Below are 20,322 nucleotides of genomic sequence, written 5' to 3' on the forward strand. Positions count from 1 at the left end.
CCGCGCCCCGAACGTTCATCCGCCATCCGGGTGACGGCACGGGCATGACGCCACCGGCCGACCGCATCCTGACGAACGCCGAGGTCCACACGCTCGCACCCGACGGGGGTGAGCCCGCAGGGCGAGCCTCGTCGAACGTGTCCGACGGGGACACGGTGCACGAGGCCGTCGCCGTCCGCGACGGGCGGGTCGTCCGCGTCGGGTCGGCGTACGAGGTCGCCTTCCTGCGCGGCGTCGAGACGACCGTCCACGACTGCGGAGGTCGGGTCGTCCTCCCCGGCTTCGTCGACGCACACACGCATCTCGACATGGTCGGGCGCTACCTCGTCCACGCCGCGCTCGGCGACGCGACGGGCCCGGCAGACGCCATCGAACGGCTCGTCGAGGGGGCCAGGGCTCCCGAGGAGAGCGAGTGGATCCTCGGCTTCGGCTACGACGAGTCGACCTGGGACGACGCGCGCTACCTCACCCGCGAGGATCTCGACCGCGTCAGCGAGGAGCGACCCGTGGCGGCGTTCCGCGAGGATGTCCACACCGTCTCGCTCAACGGCGTCGCGCTGGCCCGGCTCGGCGACGACATCGCCGACGAGAACCTCCGCCGCGCGGGCGGGGAGCCGACGGGCGTCGCCGTCGAGGGGGCGGTCGGGACCGTGCTGGACGCCACACGGGGCGACCAGCCCGAATGCGAGTTGCTGCGCGCGGCGAGTGACCGGGCCGCCGAACTCGGCATCACCGCGGTGGGCGACATGGTCCGGGACCGGCGGGTCCCGCGGGCCTACCGTGACCTCGCGCGTGACGGCGAGCTGGGGCTGCGCGTCCGGCTGAACTACTGGACCGACTTCCTCGACGCGCTGGAGGGGGCGGGCCTGCGGACCGACGACGGGGACGACCTCGTGCGCGTGGGGGCCGTCAAGTCCTACACCGACGGGTCGCTGGGCGCCCGGACGGCGCGGCTCTCCGAGCCCTACGCCGATGCCGACACCGCGGGCACCGGCGACGGACCGGAGGACGGTGGCGCAGGGAGTGGGGACGGGGAGGAGGCTCGCGGGCAGTGGGTCGTGACGCCCGACGAGTTGCGCGAGTACGTCGAGCGCGCGGACGCGCTGGGCCTGCAGTTCTGCGCGCACGCCATCGGAGACGAGGCCATCGCGGCGACGCTCGACGCCTACGCCGAGACGGACGCAGCCGCCGCACGCCACCGCGTCGAGCACGCCGAGGTGCTGACCGGGGACCTGGTCGAGCGGTTCGCCGAGGTGGGTGCGGTCGCGTCGGTCCAGCCGAACTTCCTCAAGTGGGCGCGCGAGGGCGGCCTCTACGAGTCACGCCTCGGACGGGAGCGGACTCGCGCGTCGAACCGGTACGCGGCGCTCCGCGAGGCGGGCGTCCCGCTGGCGTTCGGGAGCGATACGATGCCGCTGGGTCCGCTGTTCGGCGTCCAGCAGGCCGTCACCGCCCCGGCCGAGGCCCAGCGGCTCGACGTGACCGACGCGCTCCGGGCGTACACCCGCGGCGCGGCGTACGCGTTGCGCGACGAGGATCGGTTCGGCGTCGTCGAGCCGGGCAAGCAGGCGGACCTGGTCGTCCTCGACGAGTCACCGTGGAACGTCGCCCCCGACGCCATCGCCGACATCGACGTGGCGGCAACGCTGGTCGGCGGTGAGCTGACGTACCGCGGAAGCGACTTCTGACGGGCTGAGACGCCGGTCTGGCGCCCGTCCCGGGTCCTCAGGGTCACCCAGCCGGTCCGCCTGTGACGGACCGATTTCTGCCGATGGGCCACATCAACATCGGATTCCTCTCCACGACCCGTCTTTGTAGAGAAAATCTTTTCATAGCTGGATACACTACGTCAGGTACTTCCAAGGTGTCTCACCGTGCCGAAGATGGAAACAGCGGACATCGAGACGGACCTGAGCCTCTTCAAGTACGACAACCTCGAACAGCTCCCGCCGGCCTACCGGGAGCTCTCCGAGGCCGAGCGTACCGACCGGATCGAGGCCGCACTGGACGAACTCGGGGACGACGTCGTCATCCTCGGTCACAACTACCAGCGTCGGGAGATCGTCGAGCACGCGGACTTCATCGGTGACTCCTACCAGCTGAGCAAGGAGGCCGCCAACGCCGACGCCGACTACGTGGTCTTCGGGGGTGTCACCTTCATGGCCGAGTCCGCGGACATCATCACGGACGACGACCAGACGGTCATCCTCCCGTCGATGGAGGCCTCGTGCCCGATGGCGGGCATGGCCGAGGCGCTCCAGGTGGACGCCGCGTGGGCCGAGATCACCGAGGCCGCCCCGGACGCGAACATCATCCCCATCACGTACATGAACAGCTACGCCGACCTGAAGGCGTTCTGCGCCGAGCAGGGCGGGCTGGTCTGTACCTCCTCGAACGCGCACAGGGCGTTCGAGTACGGATTCGACAAGGGCGACAAGGTCCTGTTCCTCCCGGACAAGCACCTCGGCGAGAACACCGCCCACCGGCTCGGGATGGAGGACTCCATCGTCGAGTGGGACCCGTGGGACCCCGAGGGCGCAAGCGCCGAGGAGGCCGCCGAGGCCGACATCATCCTCTGGGACGGCTACTGCCAGGTCCACGAGCGCTTCCGCGAACACCACATCGAGGACATCCGCGAGGAGCACCCGGACGTGAACGTCGTCGTCCACCCCGAATGCCGCCGCGAGGTCGTCGAGGCGGCCGACGTGGTCGGCTCCACGTCGACCATCTGCCAGACCGTCGAGGAGGCCGAGCCCGGCGACAAGTGGGCCATCGGTACCGAGATCCACCTCGCCAACCACCTCTCGCGCTGGCACCCGGAGGTGGAGGTGCTGCCGCTGTGTGGTGACGCCTGCATGGACTGCAACGCGATGCGCCAGATCGACCCCAACTACCTGACGTGGGTGCTGGAGGAGCTGGTCGAGGGGCGCGAGCGCAACGTCATCGAGGTCGCGCCGGGCGAGAAGGAGCTCGCCCGCCTGGCGCTCGACCGGATGCTCGAGATCTGAAGCGTGACCAGTATGCAACAGACCACGACCGACGTACTCGTCGTCGGGTCCGGCATCGCCGGCTGCGCCGCCGCGCTCGCGGCCGCCCGCGAGGGAGCCGAGGTGACGCTCGCCACGAAGGCCACCGAACCGGAGGACGCCTCCTCCTGGTGGGCCCAGGGGGGCATCGCCGTCACGCGCGAGGACGCCGACGCCTTCCGCGAGGACATCATCACGGCCAGCGACGGCGAGGCCGACCCGGACGCAGTCGACACCCTCGTCGACAACGCCGCGGCCGCGGTCGAGGACGTCCTGCTGGAGACGCTCGATATCGACTTCGATACGGTCGCCGAATCCGCGAAGGTCGACGACGACGCCGCGACGGACGGTGGCGAGGAGGAGTTCGCCTACGCCCGCGAGGCGGCCCACAGCGAGTCCCGCATCCTCCACATCAACGCCTCCACCGGGCGCCACATCCTGCCGCCCCTGCTGAACCACCTACAGGACCACGAGCACGTCACCATCGAACAGGACACCGCGGCGCTCGAACTCGTCACGCACGAGGGACTGGTCCACGGCGCCATCCTCGAGCGCGACGGGGAGTTCGCGCCCTGCTTCGCCGGCGCGACCGTGCTGGCGACGGGCGGCATCGGCTCCCTCTATCCCCGGACGACGAACCCTGAGGGCTCGACGGGCGACGGCATCGCGATGGCCGCGCTCGCGGGCGCCGACGTCGAGGACATGGAGTACGTCCAGTTCCACCCGACCGCGTACGCGGGCGACGAATCGGACGATACGTTCCTCCTCAGCGAGGCCGTCCGCGGCGAGGGCGCCCTGCTCCGGAACGCCGAGGGCGAGCGGTTCATGCCCGACTACCACGCGGACGCCGAACTCGCGCCGCGCGATGTCGTGGCGCGCGCCGTGCAGGAGCAGATCGACGAGACGGGCGGCGTGACGCTCGACGTCTCACCGCTCGACTTCGGAGAGGAGTTCCCCGACCTCGCGCATAAGTGCGAGGAGTACGGCGTCGACCCGGCCGACGGCATCCCGGTGGCGCCGGCCGAGCACTTCCTCTGTGGCGGCATCGACGTGGACGACCGCGGCAGCGCCTCGCTCGACCGCCTGTTCGCCGTCGGCGAGTGCTCCCGTACCGGCGTCCACGGCGCCAACCGGCTGGCCTCCACGTCGCTGCTGGAGGGGCTGGTCTGGGGGCTGCGCGCCGGCGAGACAGCCGCCGACGCCGGCGACCCCGAGTTCGTGGAGGCGCCGGACCTGCTGGACAGCGACCCGGCGCTCCCGGACAACTTCGCCCGCGACAAGTTCGTCCGCCTGCGCCGCGTGATGGGCGAGTACGTGGGGCTCTCGCGGAACCGCGACGACCTCGGGCGCGCGCAGGGCGTCCTCCGGCGGCTGAAGGGCGAGGTCGACGCCTACACCCGGACGCGGACGAGCCGGGGCCTCTACGAACTCCGGTCGGCGACGGTCGTCGCCCTGCTCGTCTCCCGTGCGGCCAGCGAGAACCCCGAGTCGAAGGGGTGTCACTACCTCGAACCGCCGGCCGCGGCCGCCGAGGCGGAGGCCGACGGGGACTGACGATGCTCGACCCCGAGCAGGTCTCCCGCTGGCTCCGCGAGGACCTCGGCCACCACGACGTGACGAACCACGTCCCCGGCGAGACGGCCGGCCGGCTCGTCGTGAAGGAACCCGGGGTCGTCGCCGGCCTGGAGGCCGCCGCGGCCGTCTTCGACTACCTCGACGTGGCCGTGACCGAGCGGCTGGACGAGGGCAGGCACGTCGATTCGGGCGACGTGGTGCTGCGCACCGATGGCCCCGCGAAGGCCACGCTCCGCGCCGAGCGCACGGCCGTCAACCTCGCGGGCCACGCCTCCGGCATCGCCACCCGCACACGCCGCGCCGTCGACGCCGCCCGCGAGGTCGACGACGACGTGCGGGTCGCGGGCACCCGGAAGACCACACCCGGCCTCCGGGGCGTCGAGAAGCGCGCCATCGCCGCCGGCGGCGGTGACACCCACCGGCTCGACCTCTCGCACATGGTGATGGTGAAGGACAACCACGTCGCCGAGATGGGGCTGGAGGGCGCCGTCGAGCACTTCCGCGAGCGGGTCTCGTTCGCAACCAAGATCGAGGTGGAGGTCGGGGAGCCGGAACAGGGCCCCCGTGCCGCCGAGGCCGGGGCCGACATCGTCCTGCTGGACAACATGGACCCCGCGACGACCGAGCGGGCGGTCGACCTGCTGCCCGAGGGGGTGCTGGCGGAGGCGTCGGGCGGCATCACCGTCTCCGACGTGCCGGCCTACGCTGCGACGGGTGTGGACGTCATCTCCATGGGGTCGCTGACCCACTCGGCGCACAGCCTGGACCTGTCGTTCCGGACCGGGAGCAAGTGACGTTCGGCGCGGATTCTCCTCGACCGCCCGTGTTCGAGGCTCGCACCGCTCCGACCCGAGAGCCGTGTCCACCCGAACCTGGCACGAACTAACCTATCAATTGGCGAACTACTATATCTCCTTGCGAGTTCTATCGTGATCTATCATGGCAGTTACAACCCGCGTAGACGATAGTGCGCTAGCCGACCTCCGTGCGGCGTCGGGAGGGTCGGTGCTCCAGTCGGGCGACGATGGATACGACGAGGCCCGGACTGTCTGGAACGCGATGATCGACCGGAGGCCGGCGGTCATCGTCCGGCCGACGGGTGCTGCCGATGTCATCACGGCGGTGAACTTCGCCCGCGAGCACGACCTCCCGGTCTCCGTGAAGGGCGGCGGCCACAACATCGCCGGCAGGGCGGTCTGCGACGACGGGCTCGTGATCGATCTCTCGACGATGCGGTCGGTCCGCGTCGACCCGGAGGCGAGAACCGCCCGGGTCGGGCCCGGGGCGACACTGGCCGACGTCGACCGCGAGACCCAGGCCTTCGGACTGGTCGTTCCGACGGGTATCAACTCGACGACGGGAATCGCCGGCCTGACCCTCGGTGGCGGGTTCGGCTGGGTCTCGAGACGGTGGGGACTGACCGTCGACAACCTCCGGTCGGTCGACATCGTGACCGCGGACGGTCGGCTCCGTCACGCGAGCGAGACGGAGAACGAGGACCTGTTCTGGGGCGTCCGTGGCGGCGGTACCTTCGGTGTGGTCACCGACTTCGAGTTCGAACTCCACGAGTACGGCCCCGAGGTACTCTCGGGATTGATCATCCACCCGCTGTCGGATGCCCGCGCAGTGCTGGAGGAGTATCGGTCGTTCGCCGCCGCCGCGCCCGACGAGGTGACCCCGTGGGTCGTCCTCCGGAACGCCCCACCGCTCCCGTTCATCCCCGAGGAGTGGCACGGGGAGATGGTGCTCATCTTCGCCGTCTGCTACGCCGGTTCGGTGGAGGCGGGCGAGGCGGCGCTCGCCCCGCTCCGGGCGATCGGTGACCCCATCGTCGACGTCGTCTCACCCCACCAGTTCACCGACTGGCAGCAGGCGTTCGACCCGCTGCTCACCCCCGGCGCGCGCAACTACTGGAAGTCGCACAACTTCGTCGAGCTCACCGACGCGATGCTGGAGATCCTCCTCGAATTCACGGAGCGGATGCCCTCGCCGATGACCGAGGTGTTCGTCGGACAGCTGGGCGGCGCCATCAACCGCGTCCCGGCCGACGCGACCGCGTACCCCCACCGCGATGCCGAGTTCGTGATGAACCTCCACACCCGCTGGGAGGACCCGGCACAGGACGAGGCCTGCAAGGCGTGGGCCCGCGAACTGTACGACGCGATGCGCCCGCACGCCACGGGTGGCACCTACGTCAACTTCATCCCCGAGGAGGCGGGCGAGGAGCAGGCGGCCTACGGCGAGAACTACGATCGGCTGGTCGAACTCAAGGACCGCTACGACCCCGAGAACCTGTTCCGTCTGAACACGAACGTCCAACCGACGGCGTGAGGTGATCGAGACCCGACTGGGAACCCGGCTTCCGACCGGTCCACCGACGGACGGCCCCTGCCGCCGAGCGCGACCGGTTCGCCGGTGAGCCGGCTGCCCGGATTGTCTGTTTCAATCTCCTATATCTGGTCAGAAAGCATATCTAAGGGAATGGACCGGATTTCGAGTCCGAAAAATGTCTCCTATGGAGTTATCTGTGAATTATTCGGTCGAATCTCCCACGTCTCGAACACCAGTTCCAGCATTGCCTGTCTCCAGCACGATGCCCCCGTCGCTCTGTATCCCGTCGAACGCGAACGGGTCCGCGTCGTCGGCCAGCAGGAGCGAGCCGTCGAGGTCGGCGTAGTCACACAGTGGCGCGAGCGCCGCGCCCGCCGCGAGGGAGGCGTTCGTCTCGACCATGCAGCCGACCATCACCTCCAGGTCGTGCGCTCGCGCGGCGTGAACCTGCCGGAGGGCCGGCCACACACCGCCGGCCTTGTCGAGTTTCACGACGGCCACGTCCGCGCGGTCGGCCACATCCGGCACGTCGCTGGCCGTCACGCAACTCTCGTCCGCGGCCACGGGCAGCGAGGAGTGCTCGTAGACGAACCGCAGGCCCTCGCGGTCGCTGGCAGGGACGGGCTGTTCGACGAACTCGACGTCGGCGTCGGCCAGCCAGTGGCTCTTCCGGACGGCCTCGGCGGGCGTCCACGCCTCGTTGGCGTCCACGCGGAGGCCCGCATCGGGCGCGCCCTCGCGGACGGCCGCCACGCGCTCGCGGTCTCGTTCGGTCCCGAGTTTCACCTTCAGGTGCTCGAAGCCGGCCTCGACGGCGGCCGCCGCACGGTCGCGCATCTCGTCGGGCTCGGCGATGCCGACGCTGTAGCAGGAACGCGGCGCGCGTTCGGGGTCCGTGCCGAGGAGTGCGTGGAGCGGCTCGCCGACCTGGCGGCCGTAGAGGTCGTAGCACGCGATATCGACGGCCGCCTTCGCCGCTGGATTGTCGCGGACGACGCGCTCGAACGCGTCGTGCCGGCGCTGGTGCGCGCTCGGCGGTTCGCCCTCGACGGTCGCGAGCAGGTCGGGGAGGACGGACTCGGCCGTCCCGGCCGTCTCGCCGTAGTACGCGTCGGGGCAGCCGGCGCCGACGCCCTCGGTCCCGCGTTCGTCGGTGAGCCGGACCACGACGGACTCGGCGGTTGTCGTGGTCCCCCGGGAGATGCCGAACGGGGTGTCCAGTTCCATCGCCACCGTCTCGACCGACCAGTCCGCGATGGGTGCGGTCCCGGCCCGCTCGTCGGCCGTCATGCGTCGAGGTCCGTCGCATCGACGATGGCGTCGACGATGGCGTCCGCCCCGTCGCGGACGGGGTCGGCCGCCGGTACGCCCAGTTCGTCGCTGTACTCGGCGACGGCCCCGTCGCGGGCGTCGGCGTCGAGTTCGTGCGTGGCGACCGCGCCCGCGACGACCTCGGTGGGTGCGACCGCGCCGGCCAGCGTCTCGTACAGGTCCGCCACCTCGCGGGCGGGCGGAATCGGGAACGACTCGTACCCGTGGACGGCGTCGCGACCGGCGACGTGGCACATGACGAGCGCGTCCGGCATCGCGCCGTGGAGGAGGCTCGTCGTGACACCCGAGTACGCGGGGTGGACGAGCGAGCCCTGTCCCTCGACCACGAGGAGGTCGTGGTCCTCGGCGGCGGCGAGGACCATCCGCTCCGTGGCGCCGGCGGCGAAGTCGCTGATGGCCCGGTCGACCGCGATCCCCCAGCCCGCGACGAGGATGCCGGTCTGACCCGTCGGCACCATCGCCGCGTCGATGCCACGCTCGCGGGCGGCGTTCACCAGCTCGCACGTGGCGGTCATCTTCCCCGTCGAACAGTCCGTCCCCACGGTCTCCACGACGGTCGCGTCCACATCGCGAGCGCGTCCCTCGCTGACGCTCAGGTCGGCCGGCGGCTCGCGGATGTCGAACAGACGCGCGCCGTGTTCCTCGGCGAGCGCGACGAACTCCTCGTCGTCGTTCAGCCGGTAGTGGAGCCCCGCGACCACGTCCGCGCCGGCCTTCAGCGCCCGTTCGACGTCCTCGCGCCAGGAGCGGTCGAACCCGCCGCCGATGGGTGCGACGCCGATGACGAGCGTGTCGAAGGAGGGTGCCTCGTCGGCGCGCCCGACGATGGGCGCGTCCTGGGCGCGGTCGTCGTCGACGAAGTCCGAGACGGTGTAGTCGGTCTGCCAGCCGTGGCCCTCGCCGGCGATCTCGCGGTCGAGGACGGCCACGACCTCGTAGTCGGCGTAGCGGAGCACGCCGAGTGCGGTCTTCGCGCGGCCGGGGAACCCCTCGTGGGCGAGCAGGGCGACGCGCCCCGGGTCGAACCCGAGGGCGGTCGTCTCGCGTGCGTCGGTCATACGCCCAGTTGCGACCCGGCAGAGCATAAGAGCGCGGGCGGATGATTGATGGACGTCCGCGCCGGTGTCCCGGACGATGACACGGTGCCCTCCCCTCCGGGTCGCCCTGCTCGCCACGATACTGGTGCTCGCACCGGTCGCCGCGGTCGGTGCCACACCGACCGCCGCGCCCCCCGAGGACGGACCGACCGACCGGTCGGACCCGCCCCGGTCGATCCGGGACGTGCAGTCGGACGAGACCGTCCTGAACGTGACCGTGGTCGGCCGGACCGCGACGAACGCGGGGGTACCGACGATGGTGAACGTCACCAGCGTCGTCGCGACCGACCTCGACCTCGACCCCGCCCGGGTCCGCGTCGACCGGACCGGTGATACGGTCGAGGTGCTGGCGAACCGGTCCGACGCGGCCATCCTCGCGGCGCTCCGCGAGGCCGACGTGGACACCGACGACGTGGTGCTCCGCCGCGGCGTCTCGAACGAGACCCGCGACGCCGTCGTGACGGCGCTCCGTGAGCGCGTTGCGGCTGCGGGCCTCGATGGAACGTCGGTGACGGCGAGCGGTGATTCGCGCATCCGCATCCGGACGACCGCGGTCGACGGCGTCCGCTCGCTCGTGACCGTCCGTGGGGACGTGGCCCTCGTCGCTGGCTTCCCCGGTGCCGACGGCCCGCGCCGGGCCGAACTGGTCGACGCGAGCGGCATCGCTACCGTCGGGGCCGTCCAGGAACGACCCGGCGGGGCGCCGTACGTCCCGGTGACGCTGACCGAGGCCGCGGCCCGGAACTTCAGCGGGACGCTCGTCGAGAGGGGCCTCACCGACTCTGCGAACACGTCGGGGTGTCGCTACAGCGAGTCGCCCGACGCGCCGGGCTACTGCATCTTCACCGTCGTGGACGGGGAGATCGTCTACGCCGCGTCGCTCTCGGCGGGACTCGCGGACATCGTCCGCAGTGGCGAGTTCGTCGAGGATCCGAGATTCATCGTGACGGCGGCCAACGAGTCGACGGCGCGCCGCCTCGCCACGGCGCTCCGCACCGGGCCGCTCCCCGCACCGGTCCGCGTCGTGAACAGGACGGTTCCCGACGGGGCGGCCGTCGCCACGCCGGCGAACGGATCGGCGGCTCCCGGGACCTCGCCGACGCCGAGCCCCACACCGGTCGTCGACGGGACCCCGACGGCGAGCCCGACAGACCCGACGGCTGCCGCCGGTGACGACGGGAGTACCGGCGGGACCAGCACCGGCGGGCAGTCCGGCTTCGGGCCGGTGCTGGCGGTCTCGGCGCTGCTGGCGGCCGCTGGCCTCCTCCGTCGGCGTCAGAGGCCGTAGACCCGCGTCGTCCAGAAGTCGTGGTAGGCGTCGCCGAGTGCTTCCTCGGGCTTGCCGGTCGCGTCGACGGCGGCGGTGGCATCGGCTGCCTCGTCCAGTTCCTCGATGGCCTTCGAGTCCCCGACGAGGAACAGCCGGTCCACGTCGCTCCGGAGCGTCCGGATGACCATCGCACAGTCGTCGAGGTGGTCCTGGACCTGTTCGTCGCGGAGGCGGTCGAAGCGTGCCTGCGAGTAGCCACCCTTCGAGTGCTTGGACTTCACGTCGCTCTCGAAGCCCGAGAAGTCGACCCTGTCGACCCCCTCGTAGACACCCACCGCGAACAGGTCGGCCCGGACGAGTGCGAGCGCGTACCGACCCTGCGGGACGAACCACGCCGGCTCGACGGCGATGGAGTCGTCCCACTCGCAGAACGGCCCCGGCGGCACCGGGGGGTCGAGCGCAGTCGCCAGCAGCCCGGCATCGTCCGCGGCGACGAGACACGGCGCGGCGCGACGGACCAGCGGCGTCCGCTCGCCGAGCGTCTCCACGACGGGCGCGGGCAGGTCGTCGGCGTCCTCGACGTACGCGGTCAGGACGCCCTCGGGGTCGGTCCCGAACGAGCGCAGCCGGTCGAGCACGGCGTCCCGCCGGTCGCCGGCCACGTCCTCCCGGTACCGGAAGGTCAGGTCCTCGTCGCTCTCGGCCTGCTCCAGCTGCCCCTCGAGGTCGGCGATGCGGTCCTCGAGTCGGTTGATGCGCTCCTCGGCCTCCTGCTTCGCAGTGGATGCCTCCGCCCGACGCTCCTGTTCGGCCTCGAGCTGGCTCTCCAGGTGCTCCTTCTCGTCCTCGAGCTTCGCGATCCGCTCCTTGAGCTCCGTCTTCCCCAGGAGATTATCGAGCATGGCGGGGAGAACGGTCGCCGTGACGTAAATCCCGCGCCGTCGCGTGGGTGCCCCGGGTCACACCTGTCCTCCGCTGGACTGGTGTGTCTGTAGCGATTGGTGTGGTGGCGATAGGGAGGGCAGCAGCGACGATGGGGGGCTGTTGAAAGCCCCCGCGCGCTTGACCCGGCCCCGGCGACGAAAGGACCGCAGGCCGACCGGAGGGAGGCCGAGGACCGTGGTTCGAGAGAGCGGAGCTCTCTCGTCATCCTGAAAATCTCTGATTTTCAGAGACAGCGAGCCGCAACCGGTCGAGCGTCCAGGGGCTTCCAACCCGCTCGTTCCAGTCACAGAAAACATCGAACCAATCGATACAGCCAGCCCCTGCCTACCACGAATCAGCGACCGACCACAACAACTCAGGTCCGCGCCGAGCGCGATTCCTCGGCCACCTTCAGCAGCTGGTCGACGCGGTCGCGCTTCGCCAGCAGCACCTCCGTCAGCGTCGGCGGGTTCTTGACCCGTGTCGCTGCGAGCCAGTCGCCCGGGAGCGCGACCGTCTGCTCGGGGATGCCCGCCTCGCCGTGGACCGGGACGTGGGCGCCGCCGATCTTCATGACCAGCGGGCGTTCGCTCTCGTCGGGTGCCTCCCTCTCGTCCCGGTTCTCGGCCCCTGGAAGCCGCCCCGATGGCTCCATGGGGTCCGCCTCGGCCGGCCGGTCGATGGCCACGCTCCCGTCGTCCGAGCCCTCGAGCCACGTCTCGACGGGCTCGTCACCGTAGAGCTGCCCGGTGACGTGGTCGTGCTGCTCACGGTGCATCACCGGGCGGTCGCCGTCGTGGGGCTGGACGTACAGCCGACCCAGGTAGTAGCCGCTCGAGAAGCGTGCGAACATACTGTGTCGTGTGTCAACACGTACCTCGGCATAAGGCTTCCGGGCAACACATATGTCGAACCGCAACACGGCGATGGATTCGGCGGACGGGTGGCGGTCAGACGTCGGACGAACCGGCCCGGCCACGCCGCTCGCACTCCTCGCGCGGATCAGTCGTCACCCACGTCCGGGTGGGGGCGGGCCTCGCCATCGGCGGTCGTCCCCCGGAGACGTCGGACCCGTTCGCCGGTCGAGGGGTGGAGCGAGAGGACCCCACCGCCGTCGCGGAGGGCACCGGCGGCGCCGAGTCGTTCCAGCGCGCGAGCCATCGGCTCGGCGCCGACCGCCCCTGCGGCCTGGCGGTCGGCATCGAACTCCGTCCACCGGATGAGCCACAGCAGGGCCAGTACGGCCGGTATCAGGAGTGCGAGCCCCGCGAGGAACGCCCCCGGTATCTCGGCGGCGGTCGCGCCGAGCCACGGGAGCAGGAACGCTGCGGCGGCCCCGAGCCGGAGCGGAACGTGCCGGCGGCGATGGTGCCCGAGTTCGTGGGCCACCACCGCGGCGGCCTCGTCCGACGGGAGCCGTGAGAGCACACGCTCGGTCACGAAGACGACACGGCCGCCCGCCACGGGGAGTACGCCCGCGGCCACGGCCGTCGCGGGGCCATCGGCGCCGAGCGCGAGCACACGGACCCGGATGCCGTCTGGGGTCACCGGATGACCGCGCTGGCCCGGGTCGTCCCCGGCGAGGACCGGCGCCAGCGCGGCCCGCTCCTCGGGGTACAACGAGCGCGTGGGCACGAACCGCGGCACCACGACCGGCGGGAGCGCGGTCATCGCGAGTCCCAGCAGCCCCACCCCAGCGACCAGCCACCAGCCCGTCGGGAGCAGCGGCGCGGCGAGCGTCAGCAGGAGGGCGGGCCCGACGAGTGCCCCGTAGCCCAGCGCGAAGCGGCGAGGACGGCCGCCCCCGGCGAGGTGGGTCGCGAGCGCCGTGAGCGCGACAGGACCGACGAACGTGGCGGCCGTCGCCAGCGTCTCCGGCCAGTCCGGCCCCAGCCCGAACGTGCCCAGCCACGCCGCGAGGGTGCCGGTGAATCCGGCCACGATGGCCCACAGCGCCGCGGTCAGGCCGGCGATGGCGGCCACCGCGGGCCGCCGCAGCGGCGTGTGCGTGAACGCACCACGGCTCGCGACCGACCGGGCCATCGCGGCCCAGCCGACCAGCAAGAGCGTGTGCCCGGCGGCGACGGCGGCGAGCGAGCGCACGGGGTCCCATAGCCCCGGTTCGATTGTCAACCTTCGGTGGTCCACACCTGGAGCCCAGCCTGTGATGCTCACCGAGTCGATATCGATGGGTTCCTGTCCCCGCCTGCCGAACGACGACGTGTCGTGCCCTCCACCATGCACGCGCCGGTCGAGACGCAGCGCTGCGACCGTCCCGACGGACGGACGCTGACCTACGCCGTCGCCGGCGACCCCGACGGGGCGCCGGTCGTCGCCCACCACGGGACGCCCGGCTCCCGGCTGTTCGCCGCCCTGCTGGACGACGCGGCCCGCGAGCGTGGGGTCCGGGTGCTGGTCCCGGACCGCCCCGGCTTCGGCGGCTCGGACCCGCCGTCACCGGACTACCGGCCCGGAGCGATGCTCGGGCCGCTGCTCGCCGCCGAATCGCTCGACGCGGCGCCCGTCCTCGCGTTCTCCGGCGGCGGCCCGGCCGCGCTCGCCGCTGCCGGGGATGGGGATCGGGTGACTCGGGTCGCGCTCGTCGCCGGCGCGGTCCCCGGTGCCGGGAGCCCCCTCGACGCGCTGGCACGAATCCCGTTCGCGCTGCGGGCGCTGTTCCGCGTCTCGGGGGCCATCGCCCGAGTGCGCGGGCCGGAGGCGGTCGTCGGGCAGTACACCGACCGCGACGTGTCGGGGGTCGTGGCCGAGCAGGTCGCCGCCGACTTCCACGAGGGGCTCGCGCAGGGGGCCCGTGCGACGGCCCGCGAGTTCCGCCGGGACGACGCTGCCGTCGTGGCTCCCGGGGCGGTCGACGTGCCGCTTTCCGCGTGGCACGGACGCGGCGACGAGAACGTCCCGCTGGAGGCAGTCGAGGCGTTCGTGACGGCGGCGGACGGGTCGCTGCGGATACTCGACGCGGACCACCTCGGGACGCTGCTGGACGCGCGGGGGGAGGCGCTGGACTGGCTCGCTTCCGGGTGAGCACCGGCCGTGGTCCCGGCAGCGTCGAGCCCCCGCCCGCTCAGACGTGCTCGTCGAGGAACTCGACGACGCGGGTGTACGCCTCGATGCGGTTCTCCAGCTTCGAGATGCCGTGCCCCTCGTCCTCGAAGACGAGCTTCTCGACGGGGACGTGCTCGCTCGCCTGCTCGGCGATCTGCTCTGCCTCGCCCACCGGGACGCGCGGGTCGTTCGCGCCGTGGAGGACGAACAGCGGCGCCCGGATGGCGTCGACGTTGTTGATGGGGCTGATGGTCTCCAGGAACGCCCGGTCCTCGGCGAGCGAGCCGTACTCGGCCTCCCGGAGTTCGCGCCGCCAGGCACCCGTGTTCTCGAGGAACGTCACGAAGTTGGCGATGCCGACGATGTCGACGCCGGCCGCCCACAGCTCCGGGTACTCAGTGAGCGCCGCGAGCACCATGAAGCCGCCGTAGGAGCCGCCGAGCGCGACGATGCGCTCCGGATCGACGGCCGGGTGGTCGTGGAGCCAGTCGACCCCGGCGCGGAGGTCCTCCACCGAATCCATCCGGTTGCGCACGTCGTCCGCGCGGGTGTACGCCTTCCCGTAGCCGGTCGAGCCGCGGACGTTCGGCTCGAAGACAGCGTAGCCCCGCGAGACGAAGTACTGGCCGAGGGCGTAGAACGAGGGCCGGCGCTGGCTCTCCGGGCCGCCGTGTATGTCGACGATGACGGGCACCTCGCCGGGCCGCTCGTCGGCGTCCGCCGGGAGCGTGAGGAAGCCCGGAACCTCCAGCCCGTCGAAGCTCTCGAACCGGACCAGCTCGCGGTCGCGGAAGCTCTCGCGTGGGATGCCCGCGGTGCTCGCGCTGGTCCACCGCTCGGCCGTGCCCGAGTCGACGTCGACGACGTGGACGTTCGTGTTGGTGGTCGTCCCCGTCACGGTGATGGCGAACCGGTCGGCCGTCCCCGAGAAGCTCACACCGCCCGCGACGGCCTGTGGGAGGTCGGGCGTCGCCAGCTCCTCGAGTTCGGCCGGGCCGACGAGGTCGGCGACCGTGAGGTTCGTGTAGCCGTCGACGTTCCGCGAGTAGACCAGCCGCCCCGTCTCGTCGTCCAGCGCCACGCCGTCGACGTTCCACTCCTCGTCGACGACCAGTCGCTCGACCTCGAGGGTCTCGAGGTCCAGGCGCGCCAGGTACAGCGTGTCGTGGCCGTCGTCGGTGACGAGGTACAGCGCGTCCCCGTCGGGGCCGAAGCTCGCGCTCCCGTAGCGCACGTCCCCCTCGTGTGGCGTGAGGTGGCGGAGTTCGTCGGTCGCCAGGTCCAGCGTGTAGAGGTCCTGATCGAAGTTGGAGTGGCTCTCGTAGACGAGCAGCCGGTCGTCGCTCGGCGACCACCCGCCGACCGAGAGCCAGCCGTCGCCCTCGTGGTGCAGGGTCGCGTCGGTCCCGGTCTCGTCGCGTCCCTGCGTGTAGACGTCGAAGACGGCCTCGTCGCGCCGGTTCGACGTGAACGCGAACCGGTCGCCGTCGTGGCTCCAGCCGCCCCACTGGTGCTTGGCCTCGGGGTGCTGCGTGAGGTCGGTCACGACGTTCGTCTCCTCGTCGAGCAGATGGAACTGGAGCCGCTCGTTGCCCCCCTCGTCCATCCCGAAGACGAGTTCCGGGCGCTCGGGCGACCACGTGGCGAACGACACCGGCTCCTCGTAGAAGGTCCGCTGCTCGGGCCACGCCTGCGGGTCGTCGAGCGTCCACACCTGCGCGGTGCCCGTCGTGTCCATCAGGAAGGCGAGCCGCCCCTCGGGCGAGAGCGAAGCACCGTATGCACTCCTGACGTTGAGATACCGCTCCAGGTCGTACTCGTGCATGGTGTCGGGTCGTCCGGGGCGCGGATAGCGTTTCGCCTCGTGGATGTGGCCGTATCCGTTGGCACTCCCTACAGCCCAGCATCACACCACGGAGCCGACCCGACGACGCGGGAGCCGCGACCCACGGGATTTTTGCCGCGACTGCTCCCGTATCCCGACCATGCAGGTTGCCGTGGTCGCGCCCGAGACGACGCCGCTGGCCGACGCCGACGACCGTGCGGTCGCACGTGTCGAGCGGACGGCCCGTGGCCTCGCGGCCCGGGACCACGACGTGACCGTCTACTGCACGGGCTGGTGGAGCGACCGGCTCGACTACACGGAGACCCGCGAGCGCGACGGCGTCACCTACCGCGCCGTCACCGTCTCGCCAGCGACCACCTCCTACCACGCGCGGGTCCCCGCCCTGCTGGCGGCCGAACGCCCGGACGCCGTCCACGTCATCGGCGACCCGCCGGCCGTGCTGGCCGCGCGGACCGGCGCCACACTCGCGCGCGCCCCGCTCGTGGTGGACTGGTTCGGGGAGGACCCGCCGGAGGACCGGCTCGTGGGGCCCGCCCTCCGGGCCGCCGACCGGGTCGTGGCCCCCTCGGAACTGGTCCGGACCCGCGTCCGCGAGCGCGGCGTCCCGGAGGACCGGACCCGGGTCGTCCCCGAGGCCATCGACTTCGACCACATCCGCGCGGTCGAGCCCGTCTCGGACCCGCCGGACGTGGTCGCCGCCACGCCACTGGACGGGGACGCCAACCTCGAGAGCGTGCTGCTGGGGCTCGCGGAACTCCGCGACCGGGACTGGTCGGCCACCGTCATCGGAGACGGTCCGGAGCGCGAGGCCTACGAGGCACAGGCCGCCGACCTCTCCATCGACGACCGCGTCACGTTCGCCGGGCACCTCCCGCGCGACGAGCGGCTGGCCCACTATCGCGGCGCCCACGTCTTCTGCCAGACCGCCCGCGACGAGGTGTTCGCCGTGGAACTGCTGTGGGCGCTGGCCTGTGGCTGCGTCGGCGTCGTGGAGTACCAGGCGGACTCTGCTGCCCACGAACTCGTCGAGCGCCGCACCCGTGGGTTCCGGGTGTCGACACCCGAGGAGATCGAGGGCGCCATCGTCGAGGCCGGCGAGTTCGAGGCGTGGACGGTCGACGAGTCGCTCGCCGAGTTCGACGAGGAAGCCATCGCCGGGCAGTGGCTGGATGTCTACCGCGCGGCCGGAGCGCCCGCGGCGGAGGAACCGATTCCGGAACCGGCCGAGCATCCCGAGATGGTGGAGTGACCGCCCGGCGCGGTCGCCCGCCGTCGTCCGGGGCCCGGCCCGAACCTGCTGCGATCCGGGAGCCATGCGGTACGGATCCGTCGACGAGATGTCGATAGCTGTTCATCCTATCTCTCAGCGTACATATACGCGGTGCTAAAGTATGGCAACCACACAGCAGCGACAGCACGAGATCGCGGCGGCAATCAGCACGGCCTTCGTCGAGGCGTACAACCGGAACGAGCCGGACCGCATCGACGATGCGGTGACCGAGGACTTCGTCTGCCACCACATGGCCTCCGGGTCGGAGCTCCACGGTGCCGACGAGTACAAGACCCGCATCGAGGACCTCAACGCGGCCTTCTCCGGGTTCTCCATGTCGGAGGAGGTCCTCATCGTCGACGGCGATATGGCCGCCGGGCGGTACCGCTGGAGCGGCACGCACGAGGGGCTGTTCGAGGGGATTCCCGCCACCGGCCGGACGGTCGACACGACCAGTCTGACAATGATGCGGATGGAGGGCGACCGGATGGCGGAGATGTGGGTCTACGGCGACGGTCGTGGCCTGATGGAGCAGCTCGGTATCGAGCGCTGACCGGTCCCGGTCGCCGCTCACCGGATTCCGTTTTCCACGTCGCCGGTCAGCTGTAGTCCCGCCAGCGGTGGCCACACTCCTTGCACTTGAAGAACCTGGTGGGCGGCTCGTCGGCGCTCCCGGTCTGTTTGATGGTGTACCAGGCGACGCCGTGGCCGCACTCGTCGCAGTTGACGCTGTCGTCGGTCGGTTTGCCCTCGAACTCCGCGCCCTCCTCGGTCTCGATGACGTCGTCGGTCGACTGTGCCTCCGTCGAGACGAACTCGGCCTCGCGCTCGGCGTCCCGGCCCTGCCGCGCGCCACAGGACGAACAGACCATCTCGTCGCCGTCGGCGTGCATCAGGGAGCCGCAGTCGTCGCAGAACTCGACCATGGCCGGATTCGTGGCTCGATGGAGAAGTCGGTCCCGGTTGCGTCTCAGTCGTCGGCGCCGGAGTCGGTGGCCTCGGGCTCGGGGTCGGTCGCGGCACCGCCCTCCAGTTCGGGGTCGGCCGTGCCACCGCCCTCCGTGATCGCGGCGAGGTCGTTGCTCCGTCGCCGGGTGACGATCGGGCAGTTCCGGACCCGGAACCGGGCGGTGTCGACGAGCTCCACGATCTCCGCGTCGGGGTACGTGCAGGCGACGGCCGGTGGCTCCGAGAAGTACTCGCACTGCTCGCAGTAGCTCCGCTTCTTGACGACCGTCTCGCGCCCCTCGTCCTCCTCGTCGGACCGGGGCGGCCGGTCCGGTCCGGCCCCGGCGTCCAGTTCGGGGGCCGTCTCCGGCTCGGTGCCGTCCTCGCCGTCGCCCTCGATGCGCTCCCAGACAGCCTCCTCGTCCAGGTCCGTGGTTCCCTCGTCGGTGAACAGGGTGTTGTCGGATGGACCGAAGTCCGTCGAGGGGTCCTCGTCACCGGCGCTCAGGTCGGTGAATGGGTCGTCCTCCAGCTCGACCCCCTCGATGTCGTCGAATGGGTCGTCGTCTGTGTCGTCGAACGGGTCGTCGTCGTCGTCCGCCGTGCCCTCGGGGTCGTCCTCGGTCATCGTTCCCCCCCGTCGGCGATTCCGGTGTTGCTGTCGTCGCCCGGCTCCGGGTCAGCCGAGTCCGCTGCGACGTCGTCCGCCGGTGCCAGCCGGTCGACATCGGCCGTCTCGGTATCGAGGTCGGGTGCCCTGTCGGTCCCGGCCCCATCGCCCGACGGTGCGTCGGGGTCGCGGTCGTCGTGGACTCCCACCAGTCGCGGGGTCGACCCGAACAGGCTGCCCGAGCCGTCGACGATATCGCCGAACGGGCTCTCGCAGTGTGGACACGCCGGGTCGGGCAGCAGTCCGACCCGGAGCGTCTCGCCACAGGCGCCGCACGCGGCCTCCTCGAACCCCTCGCGGGCGGCCGTCCGCCTGATGTGGGCCAGGCGCTCGCGCTCCGTGTCCGCCCCGCCATCCGCATCGCGGAGTTCGACGACGACGCGGGCCAGCTGGGTCAGCTTCCCCTGTACGTCCTCCAGCTCCGACGCGAGCGCCTCCTGCCGGTCGACTGCGTCGAGGTCGGCCACCTGCTCGCGGAGGCGATCGACCTCGTCGACGACCTCGTCGAGCCGCTCGAGTTCCGGGTGCGTGTGGTCGACGCTCGCCTTCGACCCGGTGGCCTCCTTGAGCTGGACGACGCGCCGACGGATGTCGTCGAGTTGCTCCTCACGCTCCGATTCGAGTGTCGCCAGGCGGTCCTCCAGCCGGTCGAGGACCCGACCGACGATGGCCTCCTCGTCGACGGTCCCACCAGTGTCGGCCTCCTCGATGGCCGCCTCCACCACCGCGTCGATGTCGACGCTGTGCTCCTCGATGGCGGTCTCCAGCGCCGCGACCGACTCGTCGTCCGCTGTCTCGGCAGCCACCTGGTACCCCCCGATCAGCTGTCTCACGAGTTCCGAGCGCTCGACGTCGAGAGCAGCGGCGCGCTCGGTGAGCCACTCGTCGAGGGCCGCCGGGACCTCGAGTGTCAGCGTCCGGCCCTCGGTTGACTCGTTCTCCATGCCCTCCCTTTGCAAGTGGCGTCATT

At 71.3% G+C, this 20,322-nt stretch carries 18 protein-coding genes; 9 read left to right on the forward strand and 9 right to left on the reverse strand.

The window, feature by feature from the left end; translation table 11 throughout:
* The first annotated feature begins 44 nt into the window (after positions 1 to 44).
* From P2T62_RS08185 to P2T62_RS08205, 5 genes are all read left to right on the forward strand, one after another.
* On the forward strand, positions 45 to 1,688 hold the full coding sequence (locus P2T62_RS08185; RefSeq protein ID WP_276260907.1) for an amidohydrolase: 1,644 nt from the start codon (positions 45 to 47) through the stop codon (positions 1,686 to 1,688).
* A gap of 195 nt (positions 1,689 to 1,883) precedes the next feature.
* Positions 1,884 to 3,008 (forward strand): quinolinate synthase NadA, encoded by a 1,125-nt coding sequence (gene nadA / locus P2T62_RS08190; protein WP_276260908.1) that lies wholly within the window; start codon positions 1,884 to 1,886, stop codon positions 3,006 to 3,008.
* A 12-nt stretch (positions 3,009 to 3,020) separates the two neighbouring features.
* The gene (locus P2T62_RS08195; RefSeq protein WP_276260909.1) at positions 3,021 to 4,580 is read left to right on the forward strand and encodes an L-aspartate oxidase; all 1,560 of its coding nucleotides are present in this window, start codon (positions 3,021 to 3,023) and stop codon (positions 4,578 to 4,580) included.
* 2 nt (positions 4,581 to 4,582) lie between these two features.
* Entirely contained in the window at positions 4,583 to 5,395 is an 813-nt protein-coding gene (gene nadC, locus P2T62_RS08200) for a carboxylating nicotinate-nucleotide diphosphorylase (RefSeq protein ID WP_276260910.1), read from the forward strand.
* A 145-nt stretch (positions 5,396 to 5,540) separates the two neighbouring features.
* Entirely contained in the window at positions 5,541 to 6,932 is a 1,392-nt protein-coding gene (locus P2T62_RS08205; protein ID WP_276260911.1) for an FAD-binding oxidoreductase, read from the forward strand.
* A gap of 201 nt (positions 6,933 to 7,133) precedes the next feature.
* Here the strand turns inward: P2T62_RS08205 and P2T62_RS08210 are convergent, their stop codons facing one another.
* On the reverse strand, positions 7,134 to 8,222 hold the full coding sequence (locus tag P2T62_RS08210; protein ID WP_276260912.1) for a dipeptide epimerase: 1,089 nt from the start codon (positions 8,220 to 8,222) through the stop codon (positions 7,134 to 7,136).
* Positions 8,219 to 9,322, reverse strand: coding sequence for an N-acetyltransferase DgcN family protein (locus tag P2T62_RS08215; protein WP_276260913.1), 1,104 nt, complete (start codon positions 9,320 to 9,322; stop codon positions 8,219 to 8,221). Before P2T62_RS08215 ends, P2T62_RS08210 begins: the two co-directional genes overlap by 4 nt.
* 76 nt (positions 9,323 to 9,398) lie before the next feature.
* Between P2T62_RS08215 and P2T62_RS08220 the strand changes: the two genes are divergently transcribed.
* On the forward strand, positions 9,399 to 10,649 hold the full coding sequence (locus tag P2T62_RS08220; protein WP_276260914.1) for a PGF-CTERM sorting domain-containing protein: 1,251 nt from the start codon (positions 9,399 to 9,401) through the stop codon (positions 10,647 to 10,649).
* Here the strand turns inward: P2T62_RS08220 and P2T62_RS08225 are convergent.
* From P2T62_RS08225 to P2T62_RS08235, 3 genes are all read right to left on the reverse strand, one after another.
* Positions 10,637 to 11,533: a Vms1/Ankzf1 family peptidyl-tRNA hydrolase gene (locus P2T62_RS08225; protein WP_276260915.1), complete on the reverse strand. Its 897-nt coding sequence runs from the start codon at positions 11,531 to 11,533 to the stop codon at positions 10,637 to 10,639. The genes P2T62_RS08220 and P2T62_RS08225 overlap by 13 nt on opposite strands.
* A gap of 398 nt (positions 11,534 to 11,931) precedes the next feature.
* Entirely contained in the window at positions 11,932 to 12,408 is a 477-nt protein-coding gene (locus P2T62_RS08230; RefSeq protein ID WP_276260916.1) for a DUF5802 family protein, read from the reverse strand.
* Between the two features lie 149 nt (positions 12,409 to 12,557).
* Positions 12,558 to 13,658: a M48 family metallopeptidase gene (locus P2T62_RS08235; protein WP_276260917.1), complete on the reverse strand. Its 1,101-nt coding sequence runs from the start codon at positions 13,656 to 13,658 to the stop codon at positions 12,558 to 12,560.
* Between the two features lie 123 nt (positions 13,659 to 13,781).
* Between P2T62_RS08235 and P2T62_RS08240 the strand changes: the two genes are divergently transcribed.
* Positions 13,782 to 14,597, forward strand: coding sequence for an alpha/beta fold hydrolase (locus P2T62_RS08240; RefSeq protein WP_276260918.1), 816 nt, complete (start codon positions 13,782 to 13,784; stop codon positions 14,595 to 14,597).
* Positions 14,598 to 14,637: 40 nt separating this feature from the next.
* Here the strand turns inward: P2T62_RS08240 and P2T62_RS08245 are convergent, their stop codons facing one another.
* Positions 14,638 to 16,443: a S9 family peptidase gene (locus tag P2T62_RS08245; RefSeq protein ID WP_276260919.1), complete on the reverse strand. Its 1,806-nt coding sequence runs from the start codon at positions 16,441 to 16,443 to the stop codon at positions 14,638 to 14,640.
* Between the two features lie 160 nt (positions 16,444 to 16,603).
* Here P2T62_RS08245 and P2T62_RS08250 point away from each other — a divergent pair, with 160 nt between their 5' ends.
* Entirely contained in the window at positions 16,604 to 17,713 is a 1,110-nt protein-coding gene (locus P2T62_RS08250) for a glycosyltransferase (RefSeq protein WP_276260920.1), read from the forward strand.
* Positions 17,714 to 17,855: 142 nt separating this feature from the next.
* Positions 17,856 to 18,287 carry an ester cyclase gene (locus tag P2T62_RS08255; protein ID WP_276260921.1) on the forward strand — a complete coding sequence of 144 codons (432 nt, stop codon included), beginning with the start codon at positions 17,856 to 17,858 and terminating at the stop codon, positions 18,285 to 18,287.
* 46 nt (positions 18,288 to 18,333) lie between these two features.
* Here the strand turns inward: P2T62_RS08255 and P2T62_RS08260 are convergent, their stop codons facing one another.
* From P2T62_RS08260 to P2T62_RS08270, 3 genes are read right to left on the reverse strand one after another with little or no spacing between them, the layout of a single operon-like run.
* Positions 18,334 to 18,660 carry a transcription factor S gene (locus tag P2T62_RS08260; RefSeq protein ID WP_276260922.1) on the reverse strand — a complete coding sequence of 109 codons (327 nt, stop codon included), beginning with the start codon at positions 18,658 to 18,660 and terminating at the stop codon, positions 18,334 to 18,336.
* A gap of 44 nt (positions 18,661 to 18,704) precedes the next feature.
* Positions 18,705 to 19,310 carry a DUF8135 domain-containing protein gene (locus P2T62_RS08265; protein WP_276260923.1) on the reverse strand — a complete coding sequence of 202 codons (606 nt, stop codon included), beginning with the start codon at positions 19,308 to 19,310 and terminating at the stop codon, positions 18,705 to 18,707.
* Positions 19,307 to 20,296 (reverse strand): hypothetical protein, encoded by a 990-nt coding sequence (locus tag P2T62_RS08270; RefSeq protein WP_276260924.1) that lies wholly within the window; start codon positions 20,294 to 20,296, stop codon positions 19,307 to 19,309. Before P2T62_RS08270 ends, P2T62_RS08265 begins: the two co-directional genes overlap by 4 nt.
* Positions 20,297 to 20,322: the final 26 nt, after the last annotated feature.

This window comes from Haloglomus litoreum (assembly GCF_029338515.1).
GTDB classification, from domain to species: Archaea; Halobacteriota; Halobacteria; order Halobacteriales; family Haloarculaceae; genus Haloglomus; species Haloglomus litoreum.